Raw genomic sequence first — 21,342 nt, 5'->3', positions numbered from 1 at the left:
GCTTTTTTGCGGAGCGATCAGCCCGATGCGGCAACAGGCGCAACATGGATAATGGTGGGATCTTCCTTCGGCCATCCCGGTATCTTGCGCGCTGCCTTGGACGCCAGGAAGCTGCCACCGACCCACATATATGTTCCCAGTTTCTGGCCGGCTCGCCGGTCATCGCATAGCCGCCACAGCAAATGCCGCAAGCGCGGCCAGGCAATGGACGGATCATCGGGCGTGAAGACGGCCAGGGACAAATCCGCGCCAAATAGGTCCGAGATCGGCAGTGGCTCCGCAAATTCCGGTACTTCCAAGCCGAACATGCTTTCGGCACAGGCCAAGGTGATGCGCAGGCTATGCTCGATATTCTGCTCCGTTGCCCGTTGATGCAAAATCGCCAAGGCCGCATGATCGAGCCCGGCAATTGCGGCGCAGAAATCCAGAAGATAGGCCGCTGCGTGGCAATGCTGGGTCAGAGACTTCACGAAGCTCAGGCTTGCTAACAGGATTTCGTGGATTGGCGATATGCAGGGAACCTTCACCTGCCCCAGTTCCTGATCCGCCGGCTCACGCAGAAATGCGCCCACGTCCATGGGGTGCGGACAACCCGGCTGCTGGAGCCGGTGATGAACGTCGACCGTTGCCTGGTTCGGCGAACGCGAGAAGAAATGCTGCTCTCCCAGAAAGGCACGCCACCAGATACGATCACATTCCGCGGGCAGGAAATAACCTGCCTCCTGGAGAAGCGCAGTGCAGCGACGCAGATCACCGCGATCGATCAGGATATCGACGTCCGATGAGGGACGATGAAAGTATCCGCCATAAATTCTTCTCTGAGCAAGCGGGCCTTTGAAAACTATAAATCGCAGATCATCATGGATTAGAGCTTTAGATATATTGGTTATTGTAGCGATGTTCACGCCGTTCATCGCGAGCGTCAACTTCCTGAACCTATCTTCCTCGCGCGAGAAGGCGTCCGGAATATCCTGCCCAGCGGCGCGGAGCCCGGCACCAAGGTGCAGCAGAAGTTTACAGGATTTCCCAACCATTATGATGTCCGCCCAATCGTCCGCGTCGATCGCCGGAGAAGGGGGGCTAACGATCATCTGCGGAACGGACAGGGCCACATGGCACCTCACGATATCCACGATTTTCCGTGCCTTGCGGGAGGGATCTAACAACACATCAGTCACACCTTGAATGTTAGCTTATGCAAAACATTGCCCTACAAAGTTAAATCATGGCGATATGTGTTTATACCTATAGGTGTTACCGCGGATGGATTGGAATTTGACTTAAACATTTACTTAAGATCAATTTATATCCGCTGAATGGTTCAGCAGATGATGAGGAGTTGAGTATGGAAAAGGAGTCTTATGAATCGCCCGAGCTCGTCGAACTCGGCTCGTTCGAATCGCTGACGCAGGGCACGTCCTATGGCGAAAGCCTGGACGCGACCTTCCCGGACGGTACGCCGCGCGGCGAGCTCACGTTCTCCTGACAGGGTGGACGCCTTTCTCGGACAGAGGGGGCGTCCATTCTCCTGCAAGGCCCTTGGAAGCGGGGAAGAAAGATGACGATCGCCTGGCCATCCGCGACAATCGTGGCAGCAGATCCCAACATCGTGTTTTGCGACCTGGACAATGAGAGAGTTTTGCTGGACCTGACCTCCAGCCGCTATTTCGCGCTCAATCGCGTCGGCGTCCATGTCTGGGAAACGATCGCGACCTCCACCAGTGTCGGTGCGTTGCAGGACAATATCGAGCAACGCTTCGATGTCCGACCGGAACAGTGTCGCAAGGATCTGGAGAGCCTGCTAAGCAACCTGTCTCAGTTCACATTGATCAGCGTCCAGCATGCGCCGGCGTCCTGATCGCACTCTGGCAGGCCTGCTTCTGGCACTGCTGCTGCCGGTCGCACTGCCTCTGGTATTGGCTGTCCGCCTTGCCCTCAGCCTCACCAGCTATGCGCGCCTGTGCGAATGGCTGCCGCAATCCACTGGCCAGCGCAATCCGCTCTGGGTGCGCCAGGTCGCCCGCGCTGTCAGCATCGTCTCACGACTTGTTCCGGGCGCCACGTGCCTGACTCAGGCCGTGGCCACACGGACGTTGCTCGCCTGGATGGGACATGAAAGCTGGATCCGGATCGGTGTACGCCGCTCCGAAGATGGCAGCTTCCAGGCCCATGCCTGGCTGCTCGACCATCGTGCAAGGCCCATTATTGGCGGCAGACGACAGGACTTGGCCGGCTTCAATGTCCTGGCGGACCTGGACGGGCTGGTCCGGCAATGAATGCTTTTGCCGGCCTGTTCCACCGCGATGGCCGGCCGGCACGGCATTGGCCCGGCGAAGGCATCGCCTCCCTGGTATCACGCGGGGTCCGTTGCGCGATCGATAGCGGCCCGACGATTCTTGCCGGGGCTGGCATGGAGGCGTTGGACCATGAGAAGCGGCGTCCGGGCCTTATTGTGGCCGCTGATGTCCGGCTCGACAATCGCGCGGAAATCGAGGCACGGCTCGGCCTTCCTCCCCGCCCGGCCCTCCCTGAAGCGAGCCTGATAGCCGCGCTGTACGAGCGCTATGGCGCAGACTGCGCCTCCATGTTGCTGGGCGACTTCGCCTTTGTGCTCTGGGACGAAGCGACACAGACATTATTTGGCGCTCGTGACCATTTCGGCGTCCGCCCGTTCTACTATCATGCTTCGCCCAGGCTGTTCATGGCCGCGACAACGATTGGCGCGCTGCTCAGTTCGGAGATTTCATCCGCCATCGACGAAGTTGGTGCAGCAGATTTTGTCGCCGGCATAGTCGGCGATGCCCAGACGACGCTCTATCGCGAAATCCGGCGTCTGCCGCCAGGGTACGTCATTCTGGTCACGCGCGACGAACTCACCATCAGCCGTTATTGGCATCTGGCGGCATCCCAGCCGCCCAAGGATGAGGAAACCGCCGAGCAGTTCCGCCATTTGTTCGAACAAGCGGTCTCGTGTCGGATCAGCGAACAAGCCGGCGTGCTGCTCAGCGGAGGGCTGGACTCCTCGTCCATCGCCATGATGGCATCGCGCTTGCGGGCGGAGGCGGCGGGACCGCCCGTGCCAAGCCTGTCCATGACGTTCGACACAAGTCCCAACTGGACGGATGGCCCGCACATAGAAGCCATTCTGCAAGCAGGGCGTTTTACCCCTCATTTCCTGCCCACTGAGCATCAGGATCCGCTGCAGGAACTGGACATGATCCTGACTGAACAGGACGGCCCCTGTCTCGCCTACAATCTGGGCAGTTCGCGACGCCTCTATCACAGGGCCCGGCAACTGGGGCTTCCCCGCCTTCTGGACGGACATGGCGGCGATGAAGTCGTTTCCCACGGGTTTGGGCGGCTGAACGAACTGGCCATGGAACGGCGCTGGGCCACCTTGTTGCGCGAAGCACATGGCTTGGCCCATATTCTCCGCTGTTCGACCTGGCAGGCAGCGTCCCCCCATTTCGATCATATCGCGACGATACGGCGATTCCGGCAGAATTGGCGGCGCATCGTCCACCATGCACATCCGCCCCGCACCTCACCGAATTTCACGACCGCGCTCGTCGCACCAGACCTCGTCCGTCGTACGGACATAGGTTTGCGCCGCGCAGCGACAATGCCCAGCCGCTCGGCCTATCAGACCGAGCAGCAGCGCCACCTGTCAACCCTGACATCGCCACAACAACCCTATGCGTTTGAAGTGCTCGATCGTTCGGCCGCTGCAGCCGGAGTGCGCCTGTGCTTCCCATTCTATGATCGCCGTCTCGTCGAATTCTGCGTATCGCTCCCGGCCCATGCCAAGCTCGACAATGGCTATCCGCGCGCATCCCTGCGGAACGCCATGGCAGGCCTGTTGCCAGAGCAGGTCCGGCTGCGGCGCGACAAGTTCAATTTTGCCGGCCAGTTGGGAACAGGCATGGCGCGTCACCGGGCATCCTTGCTGACGATGCTGGATGCGCAGGCTGACATGTTGGCGCCATTTGTCGACATTGATGTCGCCCGCGCGGCCATCACGCAGTTCGATCAGTCCATGGCCAATGATGCCGCCCCCTTATTCGCTGCCTACCGGGTCGCAAGCCTGGGCCGCTGGCTTGCAAGACGATCCCGGCCCGCTGCTCCGAGAGCCAAATTTCACATCGTACATGCAGGAGGATGACATGAAGATGGGCCCAACGCCTCAGCCCGCCCTTGCCCCCGCCAGCAAGGCCTCGTCCCTTTATCGTGCCTTTGGGCTGACGATCGAATCGGATGTTCCGCTGCCGGAACTGACGATCGCCCCGGCGGGATCTGTGCCCGACATCCGCATCATCTACAGCCGCGACCTGCCCTTGCCGTCGCGCGATGAGGGCGTGATCACGCAGTTCCGCACGGACGGGACGCATTTCCTGGCATGGCCCGATGTGGCGGCCTTCCAGTTCCATGGCCCCGACCTCATCGAGATTCAGCCCTATCCCGATACGCCGGTGACCTACCTCCCCTTTCCTCTGCTGGGGCCGATCATGGCGCTGGCGTTGCACATGCGCGGCTACATCACGCTCCACGCCAGCGCGATCGACCTCGACGGGCATGGCGTCATCTTCGTCGGCGATAAGCTGGCGGGCAAATCCACCACCGCCGCAGCCTTCCTCCGGGCGGGCCATCGTCTGCTGACGGACGACCTCCTGGCGATCCGCGAGAACCCGGACGGCACACTCGAAATCCTGCCCGCCTATGGCCAGCTCAAGCTCGCGGAAGAGGCCGCAGACGCCATGCAACTGACTGAAGCACAGCCATTGCCATTGGTCTATCCCGGCTTTTCCAAACGCCAGCATCGTTTGATGGGCGATTTCCGCCATGATCAGCTTCAACCCGAACGCCTCTATGTTCTCGACCGCGTGGGGGATCAGCCCGGCCTCACCCGGCTTGCCGGAACCCAGGCCCTGTCGGCGATCCTGCGCTACTCCTACATAACCCGTTTCGGGAAGGCAGCGCTCTCGCCCGCCGACGAGGCCCGTCACATGCAGGGCTGCGCTGCCCTGGCCCGTTGCGTCCAGGTGGCAACGCTGCACGTCCCGCATGCCCTCAATCGACTGGAAGAGACAGTCGAACTCGTCCGCGCCGACTGCGAGGACCATAGGTGAGCCAGTTCCGCCAGATCAGCGAATTCGCGCGCTTTTCCCTTGGCGGCTATCGGCGGCAAGTGTCCATCATCCTGTTGCTGATCCTGATCGGCAGCATTCTGGAAAGCTGCTCGCTGCTGGCGATGATCCCGTTGCTGAAACTGATCGGCACCAATCATGGTGCGGCCCAGAGCAGCATTCAACTCCCCTGGATCGGCAGCATATCGCTCGGCTGGTTGCTGACGGCGATGCTGTGCCTCATGGTCTTTCAGGCTTTGGTGTCGCGCCGCCGCCTCCTCCTCATGACCCGGACGATGCAGCAGGCGGTAGACGACATCCGCATGCGCCTGTTCACGGCCATCGGCTATGGTCGCTGGTCGCTGGTCGCGAACATGCGCGGCTCCGATCTCAACCATGCGCTCAGTAACGATGTCGATCGCATCCAGGTCGCGGTCTTCAGCCTCATGTCATTTGGCCAGAATATCATCTGGCTGACGCTCTATGGCCTGCTGTCCACGCTGATATCCTGGCAGATGACCTTGTTCGCCATGACCGTTGGCGCAGCGACCCTGTTCGGCCTGTACCCGGTGCGCCGGAAGATCGCCCGCCATGCCCAATCCATGTCGAATTCCCTGCAGGAACGGCAATATGTCGCGTTCGAATTCATCACCGGCATGAAGATCGCCAAGGCTTTCAACAGCGAACCCTATTATCTCCAACGCTTGGATCGGTTGCTGGAAACGCTGCGCGTCGGCACTGTCGAGTTCGCCCGGCTGACATCCAACAGCACCGCCCTGTTCCAGTTGGCAAGCGGTGCGGCCGCAGCCCTGTTCGTCTATGTGGCCTATGCCGTCATCGCGCTGCCCCTGCCGCAGCTGATGACGATGCTGCTGTTGTTCATGCGCCTCGCGCCGCGCTTCAACGCCCTGCAAAGCACGCTCCAGCAACTGCTCCTCTGCCTGCCAGGCTATGAGAATGTCGCCAGGCTCCTGCGCATCTTCACGGCAGAGCAGAACCGCACCGCCGGGCCGGAGCGCGTTCAAATGCCGCTCCTGACCCGGCATGTCCGCTTCGATCGCGTATCCATCACCCATCACGGCGCGGACACGCCGACGATCGCGAACCTCGATCTGGAATTGCCCGCCGGCAAGATCATTGCCCTGGTCGGGCCTTCGGGTGCAGGCAAGAGCACCATAGCGGACATGCTGATGGGGCTGCTCGATCCCAGCGAGGGCCAAATTCTGGTCGACGGTGTCAACCTTGCCCAGGATGATCGGCAATGGCGGTCCCAGATCGCCTATATGCCCCAGGACGTCTTCCTGTTGCATGACAGCATCGCAACCAATTTGCGCATCGGCAAGGCGGATGCGAGCGATGAGGAGTTGTGGAACGCCCTTGATGCCGCCAACGCCCGGCAGTTCGTCGGCGCCTTGCCCCAAGGGCTCGATACCGTGGTCGGCGATCGTGGCAGCCGTCTATCCGGCGGGGAAAGGCAGCGCATCGCCCTCGCGCGCGCTCTGCTGCGTCATCCCAGACTGCTGATCCTGGACGAGGCGACAAGTGCCCTCGATATGGACGCACAGACCAAGATCGAAACCGCGATTGCCGGTTTGCGGGGCCATATCACCATATTGGCCATAGCCCATACGGCATCGCTCGTCGCACTTGCCGACATCATCGTTCATCTTGACCGGGGTCGGGTCGTGCAGGTCCGGACGAACAATGCGGTCAAGGACGAGGATGTCGTCGCCGCAGCGGAATAACCCTCCCACAGGCTCCAATGCGCGTCCCCATGGGCACCATATCCGCCTATCGGCGCTCCGTTCGACATCGGGGGTGGCCTTGTATCCGGCAAACGCCTATCCGCAGGCCCATCAGCAGCCAATGCGAAGGTTCCCATGTCCAAAGCCAGTCCCGCCGATATCATGCCGATCGCCGATGTCATGGCGCGGCTGCGCGATCCGGACACCGGCTGCCCCTGGGACATCGAACAGGATTTCGCGAGCATCGCCCCCTACACGATCGAGGAAGCCTATGAAGTGGCAGACGCGATCGAGCGTAACGACATGACGGACCTGCGCGATGAACTGGGCGATTTGCTGCTGCAGGTCGTGTTTCACAGCCGCATCGCCGAACAGGCCGGCCATTTCCGCCTGCAGGACGTGATCGACAGCATCGCAGCCAAGATGATCCGGCGTCATCCCCATGTCTTTGGTGAAGGCGCCCGGCGCGAGGATGGCCATGCCCAATGGGAAAGCATCAAGGCGGCCGAACGCGCCGACAAGATCCCCGATCCGAGCGCCATGGCTGGCGTCGCGCAGGCGCTTCCGGCGCTGCTGCGCGCCGAAAAATTGCAGAAGCGGGCTGCCCGCACCGGCTTTGACTGGCCCGATGCCCAGGGCGCGATCGCCAAGATCCATGAGGAACTGGACGAGGTCGCCAGCGCGACCAGCCATGCCCATCGGGAAGAAGAGGTCGGCGACCTGCTCTTTGCCGTCGTGAACCTCGCACGCCATCTCAAGATTGATCCCGAAGTCGCGCTGCGTGGCGGAAATGCCAAGTTCGATCGTCGTTTCCGTCAGATGGAGGCGATCGCCGGCGATGCGTTCGTGGGCCTGTCGCTCGACGAGAAGGAAGCGCTATGGCAACAGGCGAAGCAGGCGGAATAATCAGGCCGGTCACGCCGGCGGATCATGATGCGATCTGGGATATCCTGAAACCCGTGCTGCGCGCTGGCGAAACCCTGGCGGTCGATCGCGCGATCGGCCGCGAAGATGCCCTTGCCCTGTGGCTGTCCCCGGACCGCACCGTCCGCGTCGTCGAGGAGGATGGCGCCCTGCTCGGCATCTTCTACGTCCGCGCCAACCAGCCGGGCGGCGGCCGTCATGTCGCCAATGCCGGCTATGTCACTGCGGGTCACGCAATCGGACGCGGCGTTGCCCGGCGCATGTGCGCGGCCTCCTTCGATCTGGCCCGCGATCTCGGTTTCAGCGCGATGCAATATAATTTCGTGGTTTCCTCCAACTGCCGCGCGGTCGCGCTGTGGCAGGCGATGGGCTTTGCCATTGTCGGCCGCGTGCCCGATGCCTTTGCCCATCCAACGCTGGGGCTGGTCGACACATTTGTGATGCATCGTTACCTTTGACGCGGCGCGTGCGCAGCGGCATAGGGCGCGCAATCGCGACCATCGCGCATAGGGGGTATCTGGTGTCAACTTCGCTGTCCGGGCCGGCCATGGCCCCTTCCCTTTTCCTGCCCGGTTGCGCGCGATGACCGCTTCCCTCTCATCCTGGCTGGAAAACCATTTCCAGATAGCCGCGCGCGGCAGCAATGTGCGCACGGAAATCGTCGCGGGCATCACCACCTTCCTGACCATGGCCTATATCGTGCTGGTCAACCCGGCGATCCTGGGCGAGGCCGGCATGCCGCTGGTCGGCGTGGCCGCCGCAACCTGTTTCGCCGCTGCCTTTGCCAGCATCCTGATGGGGATGGTCGCGAACGTGCCGCTCGCACTGGCGCCGGGCATGGGCCTCAACGCCTATTTCACCTATTCGGTCGTGCTGGGCCTGGGCATTCCCTGGCCGGTCGCGCTCGGCTGCGTCTTCCTCTCGGGCGTCGCCTTTCTGGCGCTGACCCTGGCGGGCATCCGCCAGATGATCCTGGCCGCCATCCCGCCCCATCTGCTGGCTGCTGTCGCCGGCGGCATCGGCCTCTTCATCGCCTTCATCGGCCTGCGCAATGCCGGCATCGTCGTGTCCAATAGCGCCACCTCGGTCGCGCTCGGCGACCTTCGATCGGCGCCGGTGCTGCTCACCCTGTTCGGCCTGACGCTGATCGCGGGCCTGTCGATCCGCCAGGTGCGCGGCGCGATCCTGATCGGCATCGTTGCCACTACCCTGCTCGGCTGGGTGGTTGGCGCGCTGCATTTCACGCCGACGCCCTATGACGTCTCGGCGCTTGGCAGCACCGCCTTTCATCTCGATCTTGGTGCAGTCTTCGCCGGCAGCCATGGCATCGGCGTGCTGGAAATCATCTTCGTCTTCCTGTTCGTCGACCTGTTCGACAATCTTGGCACGCTGATGGCGGTGACCAAGCGCGCCGGCCTCGCTCGCCCCGATGGTAGCGTGCCCAATCTCAACCGCATCCTGATCGCCGACGCGGCCGCCACCATGGTCGGCGCGACGGCGGGCACCAGCACCGTCACCTCCTATGTCGAAAGCGCAGCCGGCGTCGCAGCCGGCGGTCGTACAGGCCTTACCGCCATCGTCACCGGCCTCCTCTTCCTGCTCACCATCTTCGCTGCGCCCTATGCCGGCCTGGTGCCGCTCTATGCGACGGCGCCAGCGCTGATCCTGGTCGGCAGCCTGATGATGGCGCCGCTGGTCGAGGTCAGTTGGGAAGAGCCGTTCGAGGCCGTTCCCGCCTTCCTCACCCTCGCGCTCATCCCCCTCACCTTCTCGATTGCCAACGGCATCGCCTTCGGCATTGTCGCCCATGCGATCCTGAAGCTGCTGCGCGGCAAGATGAGCCGCGCCGACTGGCTGCTCTTCCTGCTCGCCATCTTGATCGTCATCCGCTTTGCCTGGGTTGCCGCCGCATGAAATTGCTTCTCGCCCTGGTCGGCCTGCTGACCGCCACCCCTGCCCTCGCCCAGAAGTTGGACGAGCAGCCGCGCACCGCGATCATGACCGCCTTCCCGCCCGAACATGCCGCACTCGTCGGCCGGATCGAGCAGCCGCGGACCGTGCGCGTCAACGGCGTGCCGGTGACGCTTGGCCAGATGGCCGGCAAGCCGGTGCTGCTGGTCGAAAGCGGCGTCAGCATGGTCAACGCCGCCATGACCACCCAGTGGCTGGTCGATCGCTTCGCGGTGAAGCGCATTCTCTTTTCCGGCATTGCCGGCGGCATCGATCCGTCGCTGCATATCGGCGATGTCGTGGTCGCGGCCGACTGGGGCCAGTTCATGGAAAGCACGATCGCGCGCGAGGCGCCGGGCGGCTATGCGCCGATCTTCCGTACGCCGGGGAACGACCTGCCCAATTATGGCATGATCTTCCCCCGAGATGTCGAGGTCGGCAATGAAGCCGAGGCCAAGAGCTGGCACCGCGCCTTCCCGGCCGATCCCGCTTTGCTCGCCATCGCCCGCGCCCTGTCATCCTCGGAAAGCCTGGCCCGCTGCGCCGATGCGGCCGCTGCAAAATGCCTGCCGCACCAGCCCAGCCTGCATGTCGGCGGGCGCGGCATCAGCGGCCCCGCCTTCATGGACAATGCCGCCTATCGCCAATATCTGTTCGCGACGTTCCAGGCGCAGGTGCTGGACATGGAAAGCGCAGCGGTGGCGCAGGTGGCTTATGCCAACCGCGTGCCCTTCCTCGCCTTCCGTAGCCTCTCGGATCTCGCCGGCGGCGATGCGGAGCAGAACCAGATGAGCGTGTTCATGGCGCTCGCCTCGGCCAATTCGGCCCGCGTCGTGCAGGATTTCGTGGCGCGACTGCCCGATTAGAGCGTTTTCTAATCAGGTAGAATCACCTGATGACTCGGAAAACGCGTTAAACCAAAAACTTAGAGCAACCGATCTGACGCAGTCGGATCGGAATTTGCTCTAACGATCGCGCTTGAGGAAGCGGGCGAGGCCGGAGTCGGACAGGCGGACATCCACCTGCATCTCCGCTTCGCTCGGCCGCGTTGCCAGTACCTCGCCATGCTCGTGTAGCCAGGCGAGGGCAGCCCCATCGGCGATCGGCAGACGCAGGCTGTGAACCCGTGCGCCACGGGTCAGCCGGCTGCTGATCGCCCGCTGCAGCCCCTCGACACCCTCGCCGGTCAAGGCAGAGATGATAACGACATCATCATGCCGTGCCGCAATCTCGCGCGCCTGCGTGGCACTCTCTGTGTCGAGCAGGTCCAGCTTGTTCCACGCCTCGATGATCGGCGGCAGATCGGCCTCGCCATCGCCGCGTTCCAGCGCCCCTTCGCCGGCGACGCCCAGTTCGCTCAGCACGTCCAGCACGTCGTCGCGCTGCGCCTCGGTATCGGGATGGGCGATGTCGCGGACATGGACGATGATATCAGCCGACAGCACTTCCTCCAGCGTCGCGCGGAAGGCCGCGATCAACTGGGTCGGCAGGTCGGAGACGAACCCCACCGTGTCGGACAGGATCGCTTTGTCCAGCCCCGGCAGCACGATCTGCCGCATCGTCGGGTCGAGCGTGGCGAACAGCAGATCCTCGGCCATCACCTCGGCGCCGGTCAGGCGGTTGAACAGCGTCGACTTGCCGGCATTGGTATAGCCGACCAGCGCGATCACCGGCCAGGGCGCACGTTGGCGCCGGGCGCGATGCAGGCCGCGCGTCTTGGTGACCTGATCCAGTTCGCGCCGGATCTTGGCCATGCGGTCGCGGATCATGCGCCTGTCCGCCTCGATCTGGGTTTCGCCCGGACCGCCCAGGAAGCCGAAGCCGCCGCGCTGGCGCTCAAGATGGGTCCAACTGCGCACCAGGCGGCCGGCCTGATAGTCGAGATGGGCGAGTTCGACCTGCAGCCGCCCTTCATTGGTGGCCGCGCGCTCGCCGAAAATCTCCAGGATCAGTCCGGTCCGGTCGATCACCTTGGCGCCGGTCCCCTTTTCCAGATTGCTCTGCTGCACCGGGGTCAGCGCATTGTCGACGATGACCAGTTCGGCTTCTTCCTGGTTCACCAGCGTGGCGATCTGGTCGACCTGGCCGCTGCCGAACAGGGTGGCGGGCTTGCGGTCGCGGACGCGGAAGCTCTGGGCGGCGCGCACATCGATGCCGATCGCAAGCGCCAGGCCACGGGCCTCCTCCAGCCGGGCATCGCTGTCGCGGCGGTCGCCGCCATGGGTTTCGGCATGCACGACGACGGCACGCGCACCGCGCGCCACTTCGTCCTCGGAGTCGCGATTGAATATGGCCATGTCAGCTTAGAGCATCTGGCCGCGCTCCGGTCTACCCGCGCGGATCGGCGGGAAGACCGAATGCGGCGTGGACGATCAGTCGTCCTGCTCGTTCTCGCCCGACAGGTCGAGCGAATGGAGCGGTTGCACGGTCGAAATGGCGTGCTTGTAGACCAACTGCACCATGCCGTCGCGTTCGAGCAGCATGCAGAACAGGTCGAAGGCGGCGATTTCGCCCTGGAGCATCACGCCGTTGACCAGGAACATGGTCACCGGGCTGCCCGACTTGCGCACGGCGCTCAGGAAGATTTCCTGCAGCAGGCGCGGCTTGCCATTGCCGTCACTGGCCTTGCGCAGATCGGTCAGGTCCATCGTCTGGGCCGGCATGACCGTCGAAATGGCATGCTTATAGACCAGCTGCGACTGACCATCCCGGCGCAGCAGCACGGAAAAATTGTCGAACCAGGTGATTATGCCCTGCAGCTTCACGCCCTTGACCAGGAACATGGTCACCGGGGTCTTCGACTTGCGCAGGCTGTTGAGGAAAATATCCTGAAGGTTGTTCACTTTGTCGGCCATGGTTTTTGCCAGTCCTTTATTGGCGGGACGTTACCCGCTCTCGCACCTCTGGGCGGAGGTGTCTTGCCTGCCCCCGCTTGTCGAGGGCAAGGCAATCCTACCGCAATTGCGAAGGGGCGTCCATGCCTGACATCGCCATCGGGAATTTCCCTAGCGTCAGCCGTCCTTTCCGTCGGTAATGCCCAGCAATTTCAGTTTGCGGTGCAGCGCAGACCGCTCCATGCCGATGAAGGTCGCGGTGCGCGAGATATTGCCCGAAAACCGCCGGATCTGGATGCGCAGATATTCCCGCTCGAAACTTTCGCGGGCCTCGCGCAGCGGCGCGCCCATGATCGCCGACTGGCCAATGCCGTCGCCGCCGCCACCGCTCGTCAGCTCGGCCGGCAGCATGTCCAGTTCGATCCGCCCGATCCGGTCCCCCGGCGCCAGGATCATCGTCCGCTCGATCACGTTGCGCAGCTGACGGACATTGCCCGGCCATTCATTGGCCTGCAGCGCCGCCATCGCATCGCTGGCGATCTCGGGCGGATTGACCCGGCGATCGGCGGCGAAGCGCGCCAGATAATGCTCGACCAGCGGTGGAATATCGTCGCGCCGTTCGGACAGCGACGGAATCTGTAACGGCACGACATTGAGCCGATAGAAGAGATCCTCGCGAAAGCGCCGCTCCTCGATTTCCGCCGTCAGGTTGCGCGCGGTCGAGGAAATGACGCGCACGTCCACCTTCACCTGCCGCTGCCCGCCGACGCGGGTGAAGCTCTGGTCGGTCAGCACCCGCAATATCTTGCCCTGGGTGGTGACCGGCATGTCGGCGATCTCGTCCAGATAGAGCGTGCCGCCATGCGCCTGTTCCAGATAGCCCGGACGCACTAGCCCGCTGGGATCCTCGACGCCGAACAGTTCTTCCTCGACCCGATCCGGATCCATCCGCGCCGCGGCGACGATGATGAAGGGCGCGTCGGCGCGGCCGCTCCAGCTGTGCAGCATGCGGGCAGCGACTTCCTTGCCGACCCCGGCCGGGCCGGAAATCAGCACCCGGCTGCCGGTGCCTGCAACCTTCTTGATCGTCGCCCGCACGCCGTTGATCGATGCCGACGTGCCGGTCAGCTCATCATCCTGGCCAAAGCGCGCGCGCAGCGTCTGGTTCTCGCGCCGCAGCCGCTCGGTCTCGGTGGCGCGCGCCACCAGATGGAGCAGCCGGTCCGCCTCGAACGGCTTTTCGATGAAATCGGCCGCCCCCTTGCGGATCGCCGCCACCGCCGTGTCGATATTGCCATGGCCGGAAATCATCAGCACCGGGACGGTCGCATCACGCCGCTTGATCTCGTCCAGCAGTTCCAGCCCGTCGAGCTTTGAACCCTGCAGCCAGACATCGAGCAGCACCAGCGAGGGGCGCCGGCTGTCCAGCGCCTCGATCGCGCTGTCGCTACTGGCGGCGGTGCGGGTGGTAAAACCCTCATCTTCCAGCACACCCGCAACCAGATCGCGAATGTCCTCTTCGTCGTCGACTATCAGAATATCAAGCGCCATTGGCCGTCACTTTTCCTTTGGGCAAGGCAACCACCTGCCCCTCTTCCAGTTTCTCCAGGGCCGCGACAGGGAAGCGCAGCGTCACCCGCGCGCCCCCGCCTTCCGCGTCATCAAAGCGGATTTCGCCCATATGTTCTTCGACAATCTTCTTGACGATGGCCAAGCCCAAACCCGTCCCCTTCGACCGCGTGGTCATATAGGGCTCCAGGATGCGTTCACGCTCGGGCGGCAGGCCGATGCCATCGTCGCGCACCTCGATCACCAGCGCGCCATCAGCCTCATGCAGGCGCATGCGCACATGGCCACGCACCCCGCCATCCTCGGGCGCCGGCTTCGGCTCGATCGCCTCGACCGCATTCTTGACGATATTGGTCAGCGCCTGGCCAAGCTGGCGGCGATCGCACACCATCTCCATCTCCCCGGCATCCGCGTCAAAAGCGAAGCGAATATCGGGGTGGGCCACCTCATGCAGGAACAGCGCGTGCCGGGCGATGTCGCCCAGAGCCTCGCGCCGGAACACCGGCTTGGGCATGCGGGCAAAGGAGGAAAATTCGTCGACGATGCGGCGCAAATCGCCCACCTGCCGCACGATCGTGCCGGTCAGCCGGGCGAAGGTCGGCTTGTCGCTCGTCACTTCTTCGCCATAGCGGCGCTGCAGGCGTTCGGCTGCCAGCTGGATCGGCGTCAGCGGATTCTTGATCTCATGCGCGATGCGGCGCGCCACATCCGACCAGGCCGCGCGGCGCTGATCCGACAATTGCTGGGTGATGTCGTCGAAGGTCAGGATATGGCCGGACACATCTTCGGACACCTTGACCGCCAGGGTCCGCAGATCGCCTTGCGCGCGCACCTGGACGATGCCGGCGTCCTCCTCCGACGCAACCAGTTCGGCCAGCTCGGCCGAAATCTCGGCCAGCGGCCGTCCGACCGGATCATCGCCTTCACGCACCAGGATCGCAGCGGCCGAGCTGTTCAGCAACTGGATCACGCCGCCGCGGTCCACCGACAGCACGCCGGCACTCACGCCCGACAGGATCGCCTCGATAAAGGCGCGCCGCTCATCAAGCTGGCTGTTGGCCGCGACCAGCGCGCCGGTCTGTGCTTCCAGACGCTGGGTCATGCGGTTGAAAGCGGAGGCGAGCGTGCCGATTTCGTCCCGGCTGGCCGGGCTGGTGACGCGCGCGGACAGGTCGCCCGCCGTGATCTTGCGGGCAGCCGTCACCAGTTCATTGACCGGCCGCACCATCCAGTCGGCGACCGCCAGCGCGATGTAGACGGCGATGCCGACCAGCAACAGCGACCCCACGAACAGCAGCAGGTTGAACCGCAATTGCAGCGCGCGGGATTGGGCCGCGAACAGATCATAATCGCCCAGCACCTTCTGCGCCCGCTCCACATTGGAGAAGGACGAACTGCCGGCATTGCGCGTGGCATAGAGGTAGATTTTGGAATTGGGGTATAGCAGCGTCACCGCTTCGATCTGGTTCGGCTTGGCGGCCACCACGACATCCTCGCCGGACGCGAGACGCTTCACGACATCGGCGGACAGCATTTCGGACGCTGGCCGGCTCTCGGGATCGACTGTTGCAGCGGTCCGCGCCACACCATCCTTGCCGATCTCGATGATCGCCGACCGGTTCAGCTTTCGCGTCACCACCTGATAGATATAGCCTTCGGCAAAACGGGGACTGGAAACGCTCGATTGGCCCAGATAGTCGCGCAGATCGCTCGCCATGGTCAGCGTCTCGTCGCGGACCTCGCGCAAATTCTGCTCATAATAGCCGCGCGCCAGATCGCTGGCATTTTGCAGCATGCCGCGCGCACTGTCCGAAAACCAGAATTGCACGCCATATTGGAACAGCAGCGACGCAAAGATCACGACCAGCAGCATCGGCACGCTGGCCACGACCGAGAAGATCGCCACCAGTCGGACATGGAGCTGACCATCGCTGCCGATCGCCGATTTTGCGGCCCGACGCTTGGCCACACGACGCCCCAGCAGCATCAGCAGCGCGATCGCCGGCACCAGATTGGCGACCAGCAACAGCGCCACGATCGGCGGGGTCAACAGGGTGTAGGACTGGTCCTGCCCGGACAGCAGGCGATAGGTCAGCCCAGCGGTGCCCAGGAACAGGATGAGCGTGACCGCTTCGATCGCGGCGGCCAGGCGACCGTTGCGCAGGTAAGGCCGGATCAGCCTTGCCCAAGCCTGTCCCCGTCGGGGGATTGTCACCGCACCAGTCATAGTGGCTTCGTTACAACAATGCCGTGCCCGATCAAACACAGTTTTTACATAAAACCATGTCGCTGGTCGATGCGATTGGGCGCTTCGTCTCGCCCTCGCTAGTCGCTCAGCCGCAGTTGCAGCGGGTCGAGGCCATAATCGGTCAGCTTCTTGCGCAGCGTGTTGCGATTGATGCCGAGCAGGCCGGCGGCGCGGATCTGGTTGCCATCGACGCTGGCCAGCGTTTCCTGCAGCAGGATCGGCTCGATCACCGCCAGCAGATTATCATGCAACTGGGGATTGGCTTGCCCAAGCCCGACGCCCAGTTGCCGCTTGGTCCATTCCCGCACGGCCTGCGCAAGCTGCCCTGCGGGCGCGGCATGGTCCGCCGGCACGGCATCCAGCGGCAGCGCGTGGCGCAGCATGTCGGCCGCGATCACATTCTCGCGGCTCAGCACGGCCAGCCGCTGCATGATATTCTGCAACTCGCGGACATTGCCGGGCCAGTGATAGGCCATCAGCAACTGCGCAGCGTCCTCGGCCAGCGCCTTGCGCGGCAAACCGTCCTGCGCCGCCCGATCGAGGAAATGGCGGGCCAGCAAGATCACATCCTCGCGCCGTTCGCGCAAAGGCGGCAGCGACACCGGCACGACATTGAGCCGATAATAGAGATCCTGGCGGAACCGATTTTCCTCGATCAGTCGCGGCAGATCCTTGTTGGTGGCGGCGATGATGCGGACATCGACCCGCACCGGCTTGGATCCGCCGACCGTCGTCACCTCGCCCGACTGGAGCACGCGAAGCAGCCTTGTCTGCGCCTCCATCGGCATGTCGCCGATTTCATCCAGGAACAGGGTGCCGCCCTGCGCCTGCTCGAACTTACCGGCGGTCCGCGCCTGCGCGCCGGTAAAGGCCCCCTTTTCATAACCGAACAGTTCGGCTTCGATCAGCTCGCGCGGAATGGCCGCCATGTTGATCGCGACGAAGGGCCGGGTGCGTCGCTGGCCCAGGCTATGGATGGCTTCGGCCACCAGTTCCTTGCCCGTCCCCGACTCGCCCAGCACCAATATGCTGAGATCATTGGAAAGAACGCGGGCAATGGTGCGATAGACTTCCTGCATCGCAGGCGATCGCCCCACCAGCGGCAGGCCATCATGCGGCAATCCTTGCTCGCTCGCGTCCGCCCCGCCCGATCGATGCCCCAAGGCGTCCGCAACAGCGCGCGTCAACTCATTGAGATCGAACGGCTTTGGAAGATATTCGAACGCCCCCTTCTCGGTCGCCCGGATCGCGGTGTTCAGGGTGTTCTGTGCAGAAAGAATGATAACATTCAGGTCGGGCTTGCGCTCGATAATCTCCGCCACGCCATCCAGCCCATCGCCATCCGGCAACATGACGTCGGTGATCAGAATGTCCGGAGAAAAACTCTCCATCAGCGCCGTGCGTTCGCGGATCGATCCGGCGATCTTCACCTTGTGCCCCTGGCGCCGCAGAGCTTCCCCCACGACCACGCAGATGGCGGGATCATCATCGACGACCAGGACCGTGCCCGTCGCGGCCATCAGCCCATTCCCATCGGCAGCAGGATGCGGAAGGTGGATTCCCCGGCTTCCTGATCGCGGGAATATTGCACGAAACCGCTCATGTCCCTCACCAATTTGTCTACCAGCGCCAGGCCGAGCCCCTGCCCGTCCCGCTTGCCCGTGATGAACGGGTTGAAGAGGTGGTCCAGAATATGCTCGGGCACGCCCGGTCCATTGTCGATCACCACGATCTCGATCGGCAGCACGGCGCTGCCCTTGCGATCGCCGACCAGCACCGACATGCCATGTCGGAACGCCGTCTCGACGCGAATGCAGGGCTGCTCGACATGCTCCAGTGCCTCTGCCGCATTCTTCAGCAGGTTGATCATCACCTGCACCAGCGCATCGTCATTGATGATCGCGAATGGCAAAGATGGATCATAACGCTTTATAATTTTTACATTCTTGGCAAAGCCTGCCGCCGCAATATGTGATGCGCGATCGATCAACGGATAAATGTTGCCGGGGCCGCATTCCAGCGTGCGGTCGGTCGTGAAATCCTGCATCCGGTCGATCAGGGCGGCGATCCGGTCTACCTCGTTGCAGATGAGCTGGGTCAGCGCGGCATCGCTGCCGCCATTGCTCGTCTCCAGCAACTGCGCCGCGCCGCGAATGCCCGACAGCGGGTTCTTGATCTCATGCGCCAGGATCGCCGCCGCGCCAACCGCCGATCGCGCGCCGCCCGCCGTGCCGCGATGGCCGATCTTGCGGGCCTGCCCCTGCGCATGGATCGACACGACCCGCCAGCCATCATGATCGACGATGGGGGAAATCATCAGATCCACTTCCATCTCGGCGGTGCGCCCGGCATGGACCTTGATGTCATAGGCGGCGATCGGCTTGTTGCTGTGCCAGATATCGAACCGCGCGCCGGCCTCGGCAATCCGCACCGTGCGCGCCACGTCGCTGCCGATGATCGCCGACCGCGCCATGTTGAGCAGGGTTTCCGCCCGCACATTGGCGTCGGCAATGCCATTATCCGGCCGTACTACCAAGGTCGCGACCGGAAGCGCCGTCATCAGTTCCGACAAGGATGGTCCATCCTGCTGCATCTGAAGCGGCGGGAGGGACGGCAATGGCATGGTCATGCAGCCTGAAGTGCCACCGCCGGTTCATCCGCCGCAATCAGCGGCTCATAAAAGGCGGCCAGCATATCCAGCACCCGCTGCGCGTCCGCCTCCTGATTGACCGTGTTGCGGAACTCCGCCGATCCAGTCAGGCCCTTGGTGTACCAGCCGATATGCTTGCGCGCCATGTTGACGCCGGTCATATTGTCATAATGATCGAGCATCATGCGATAATGTTCTGTAATCAGATCATATTGTTCGGCAAGGCTCGGGTCGGCACGACGCTCGCCGGTAGCGAACCAGTGCATCACCTGGCCCAGTAGCCAGGGCTTGCCATAGGCGCCACGGCCGATCATCACCCCGTCGGCGCCGCTCTGGTCGAGCGCGGCTTCCGCGTCCTCGATCGAGCAGATGTCGCCATTGACGATCACCGGCAGCTTGACTGCATCCTTGACCGAGCGGACGAAGCCCCAGTCGGCGCTGCCCTTGTACATCTGGCAGCGGGTGCGACCATGGACAGTGATCAGCTTCGCGCCCAGATCTTCGGCGATATGCGCCAGCTCGGGCGCGTTGAGACTCGAATGATCCCAGCCCATGCGCATCTTGACCGTCACCGGCACATCGACTGCCTCGACCGTCGCCTTGATCAGCGCCGCCGCCAGCGGCAGGTCGCGCATCAGCGCGCTACCGGCATCGCCATTGACGACCTTCTTCACCGGGCAGCCCATGTTGATGTCGATGATCGCCGCGCCGCGATCGGCATTGAGCTTGGCGGCTTCGGCCATTTCCGTCGGCGAACAGCCGGCGAGCTGCATCGACACCGGTTCTTCCAGCGGATGCCAGGCGGCCTTCTGCAGCGACTGGCGCGTCTCGCGGATCATCGCCGCGCTGGCGATCATCTCGGTGACGTTCAGGCCCGACCCGAAACGGCGAACCAGGGTACGGAAGGGCATGTCGGTAACACCGGTCATCGGCGCCAATATGACCGGCATGTCGACCGTTACCGGTCCAACGGAAATGGGGGAAAGCCTGCGCGTCATCTTCTATCACTGCCTAAAAAACAGGCAGCCCTTAGCCGAAAATGGCCGCGACGACAAGGCGGGCGCCAAGCACGCGCGTTACGCTTTAGAGGTTGGCGATCATGGGGCAGAGCGTCTATGCGCCGCAGCATGACATCGAACAGCAGGATCGTCGCGCTGATCGTCGCCGCCGGGCAGGGAAGCCGGGCCGGTGGCGACATTCCCAAACAATATCGGCAGATCGGCGGCAAGGCCGTGCTCGCCCATACCCATGACGCCCTGACGGCGCATGGCGGCGTGTCGGCCATCCACATTGCGCTGGGCGAAGGCGAGGAAGGCCGCGCCCAGGCCATGCTCGGCGATCGCGTCGCCCATTTCGTTACCGGCGCAGATAGTCGACGCGGTTCAGTTCACGCCGGACTGGAGGCGATTGCGGCGGCCGGCGGCGCAGATATCGTGCTGATCCACGATGCCGCCCGCCCCTTCCTGCCAGCATCGGTGATCGACCGGCTGCTAGCCGCGTTGGAAGATGCCGAAGGCGCGATCCCCGCCCTGCCCGTCGCCGACACACTGGTGCGGAACGACGGCGCATTGATGGGCGAAGCTGTCGATAGGGCGAGCCTGCATCGCGTACAGACGCCGCAGGCCTTCCGCTTCGAGACCATCCTGGCCGCCCATCGCGACTGGGACGAGGAACAGGAAGCCACCGACGATGCCCAAATATTGCGCGCCTGGGGCCATGACGTCATCTTGATGCAAGGCGATGAAAGGCTAGAGAAATTGACCTACCCGCAGGATTTCGCCCGTGCCGAGGCACGCCTGGGAAGCGCCCGCACCACCCGCGTCGGCATGGGCTATGATGTCCATCGCCTGGCGCCGAACGAAGAATTGTGGCTCGGCGGCGTACTGGTCCCGCATGACCGGGGCCTCGCCGGCCACAGCGATGCCGATGTCGCCCTCCATGCGATCGTCGATGCGATCCTCGGCGCGCTCGCAGATGGTGATATCGGCAGCCATTTCCCGCCGTCCGATCCGCAATGGCGCGGCGCCTCCTCCGATCGCTTCCTGGCTCATGCCCGCGATCTGGTCCTGAAACGGGACGGCCGGATCGACCATATCGATCTCACCATCATCTGCGAGGCACCCAAGATCGGGCCACACCGTGATGCCATGCGCGCCCGGATTGCCGAGATATTGGCGGTTCCCGTCGATCGGATCAGCGTCAAGGCGACCACGACCGAGCGGCTGGGCTTTGCCGGCCGGCGCGAGGGCATCGCCGCACAAGCGGTTGCCACCCTCGCCCTCCCCACGCTATTCTGAGC

At 63.4% G+C, this 21,342-nt stretch carries 19 protein-coding genes; 11 read left to right on the top strand and 8 right to left on the bottom strand.

Going from position 1 to position 21,342, the window contains the following annotated elements:
- Positions 1-17: 17 nt before the first annotated feature.
- A complete protein-coding gene (locus AC0KVN_RS07865; protein WP_234781549.1) occupies positions 18-1,178 on the bottom strand; it encodes a nucleotidyltransferase family protein in 1,161 nt (386 codons plus the stop codon).
- Positions 1,179-1,345: 167 nt separating this feature from the next.
- Here AC0KVN_RS07865 and AC0KVN_RS07860 point away from each other — a divergent pair, with 167 nt between their 5' ends.
- The 10 genes from AC0KVN_RS07860 to AC0KVN_RS07815 all read left to right on the top strand — a co-directional run bounded on the left by AC0KVN_RS07860 (position 1,346) and on the right by AC0KVN_RS07815 (position 10,608).
- Positions 1,346-1,486: a lasso RiPP family leader peptide-containing protein gene (locus tag AC0KVN_RS07860; RefSeq protein ID WP_004212599.1), complete on the top strand. Its 141-nt coding sequence runs from the start codon at positions 1,346-1,348 to the stop codon at positions 1,484-1,486.
- Positions 1,487-1,558: 72 nt separating this feature from the next.
- Complete coding sequence (locus AC0KVN_RS07855) at positions 1,559-1,858, top strand: PqqD family protein (RefSeq protein WP_435566599.1); 300 nt, start codon at positions 1,559-1,561, stop codon at positions 1,856-1,858.
- Positions 1,842-2,276, top strand: a complete 435-nt coding sequence (locus AC0KVN_RS07850) for a lasso peptide biosynthesis B2 protein (protein ID WP_435566598.1) — start codon at positions 1,842-1,844, stop codon at positions 2,274-2,276. Before AC0KVN_RS07855 ends, AC0KVN_RS07850 begins: the two co-directional genes overlap by 17 nt.
- Entirely contained in the window at positions 2,273-4,162 is a 1,890-nt protein-coding gene (locus AC0KVN_RS07845) for an asparagine synthase-related protein (protein WP_435566597.1), read from the top strand. Before AC0KVN_RS07850 ends, AC0KVN_RS07845 begins: the two co-directional genes overlap by 4 nt.
- 1 nt (position 4,163) lies before the next feature.
- Positions 4,164-5,126, top strand: coding sequence for a hypothetical protein (locus AC0KVN_RS07840; protein ID WP_435566596.1), 963 nt, complete (start codon positions 4,164-4,166; stop codon positions 5,124-5,126).
- The gene (locus AC0KVN_RS07835) at positions 5,123-6,868 is read left to right on the top strand and encodes an ABC transporter ATP-binding protein (RefSeq protein WP_159366297.1); all 1,746 of its coding nucleotides are present in this window, start codon (positions 5,123-5,125) and stop codon (positions 6,866-6,868) included. Before AC0KVN_RS07840 ends, AC0KVN_RS07835 begins: the two co-directional genes overlap by 4 nt.
- 135 nt (positions 6,869-7,003) lie before the next feature.
- Complete coding sequence (gene mazG, locus AC0KVN_RS07830) at positions 7,004-7,774, top strand: nucleoside triphosphate pyrophosphohydrolase (RefSeq protein ID WP_037506884.1); 771 nt, start codon at positions 7,004-7,006, stop codon at positions 7,772-7,774.
- Positions 7,747-8,250, top strand: a complete 504-nt coding sequence (locus AC0KVN_RS07825) for a GNAT family N-acetyltransferase (RefSeq protein ID WP_435566595.1) — start codon at positions 7,747-7,749, stop codon at positions 8,248-8,250. Before mazG ends, AC0KVN_RS07825 begins: the two co-directional genes overlap by 28 nt.
- 124 nt (positions 8,251-8,374) lie before the next feature.
- Complete coding sequence (locus tag AC0KVN_RS07820) at positions 8,375-9,706, top strand: NCS2 family permease (RefSeq protein WP_435566594.1); 1,332 nt, start codon at positions 8,375-8,377, stop codon at positions 9,704-9,706.
- Positions 9,703-10,608, top strand: coding sequence for a 5'-methylthioadenosine/S-adenosylhomocysteine nucleosidase (locus AC0KVN_RS07815; protein WP_435566593.1), 906 nt, complete (start codon positions 9,703-9,705; stop codon positions 10,606-10,608). Before AC0KVN_RS07820 ends, AC0KVN_RS07815 begins: the two co-directional genes overlap by 4 nt.
- Positions 10,609-10,707: 99 nt before the next feature.
- Here AC0KVN_RS07815 and hflX read toward each other — a convergent pair whose 3' ends face one another.
- From hflX to dusB, 7 genes are all read right to left on the bottom strand, one after another.
- The gene (hflX, locus tag AC0KVN_RS07810; protein ID WP_483656044.1) at positions 10,708-12,039 is read right to left on the bottom strand and encodes a GTPase HflX; all 1,332 of its coding nucleotides are present in this window, start codon (positions 12,037-12,039) and stop codon (positions 10,708-10,710) included.
- A gap of 75 nt (positions 12,040-12,114) precedes the next feature.
- Complete coding sequence (gene hfq / locus AC0KVN_RS07805) at positions 12,115-12,597, bottom strand: RNA chaperone Hfq (protein ID WP_004212587.1); 483 nt, start codon at positions 12,595-12,597, stop codon at positions 12,115-12,117.
- 156 nt (positions 12,598-12,753) lie between these two features.
- Entirely contained in the window at positions 12,754-14,127 is a 1,374-nt protein-coding gene (gene ntrX / locus AC0KVN_RS07800; RefSeq protein WP_483656043.1) for a nitrogen assimilation response regulator NtrX, read from the bottom strand.
- Positions 14,117-16,372 (bottom strand): sensor histidine kinase, encoded by a 2,256-nt coding sequence (locus tag AC0KVN_RS07795; protein WP_435566592.1) that lies wholly within the window; start codon positions 16,370-16,372, stop codon positions 14,117-14,119. Before AC0KVN_RS07795 ends, ntrX begins: the two co-directional genes overlap by 11 nt.
- A 98-nt stretch (positions 16,373-16,470) precedes the next feature.
- Positions 16,471-17,913 (bottom strand): nitrogen regulation protein NR(I), encoded by a 1,443-nt coding sequence (ntrC, locus tag AC0KVN_RS07790; RefSeq protein ID WP_010339369.1) that lies wholly within the window; start codon positions 17,911-17,913, stop codon positions 16,471-16,473.
- Positions 17,913-19,022: a two-component system sensor histidine kinase NtrB gene (locus AC0KVN_RS07785; RefSeq protein ID WP_367349303.1), complete on the bottom strand. Its 1,110-nt coding sequence runs from the start codon at positions 19,020-19,022 to the stop codon at positions 17,913-17,915. Before AC0KVN_RS07785 ends, ntrC begins: the two co-directional genes overlap by 1 nt.
- The gene (gene dusB / locus AC0KVN_RS07780) at positions 19,019-20,041 is read right to left on the bottom strand and encodes a tRNA dihydrouridine synthase DusB (protein WP_136187215.1); all 1,023 of its coding nucleotides are present in this window, start codon (positions 20,039-20,041) and stop codon (positions 19,019-19,021) included. Before dusB ends, AC0KVN_RS07785 begins: the two co-directional genes overlap by 4 nt.
- 117 nt (positions 20,042-20,158) lie before the next feature.
- Here dusB and AC0KVN_RS07775 point away from each other — a divergent pair, with 117 nt between their 5' ends.
- Positions 20,159-21,340 (top strand): bifunctional 2-C-methyl-D-erythritol 4-phosphate cytidylyltransferase/2-C-methyl-D-erythritol 2,4-cyclodiphosphate synthase, encoded by a 1,182-nt coding sequence (locus AC0KVN_RS07775; RefSeq protein WP_435566591.1) that lies wholly within the window; start codon positions 20,159-20,161, stop codon positions 21,338-21,340.
- Positions 21,341-21,342 lie beyond the last annotated feature (2 nt).

Source organism: Sphingobium sp. SG1 (assembly GCF_057063145.1).
This window is presented reverse-complemented; position numbering and strand designations above follow the sequence as displayed.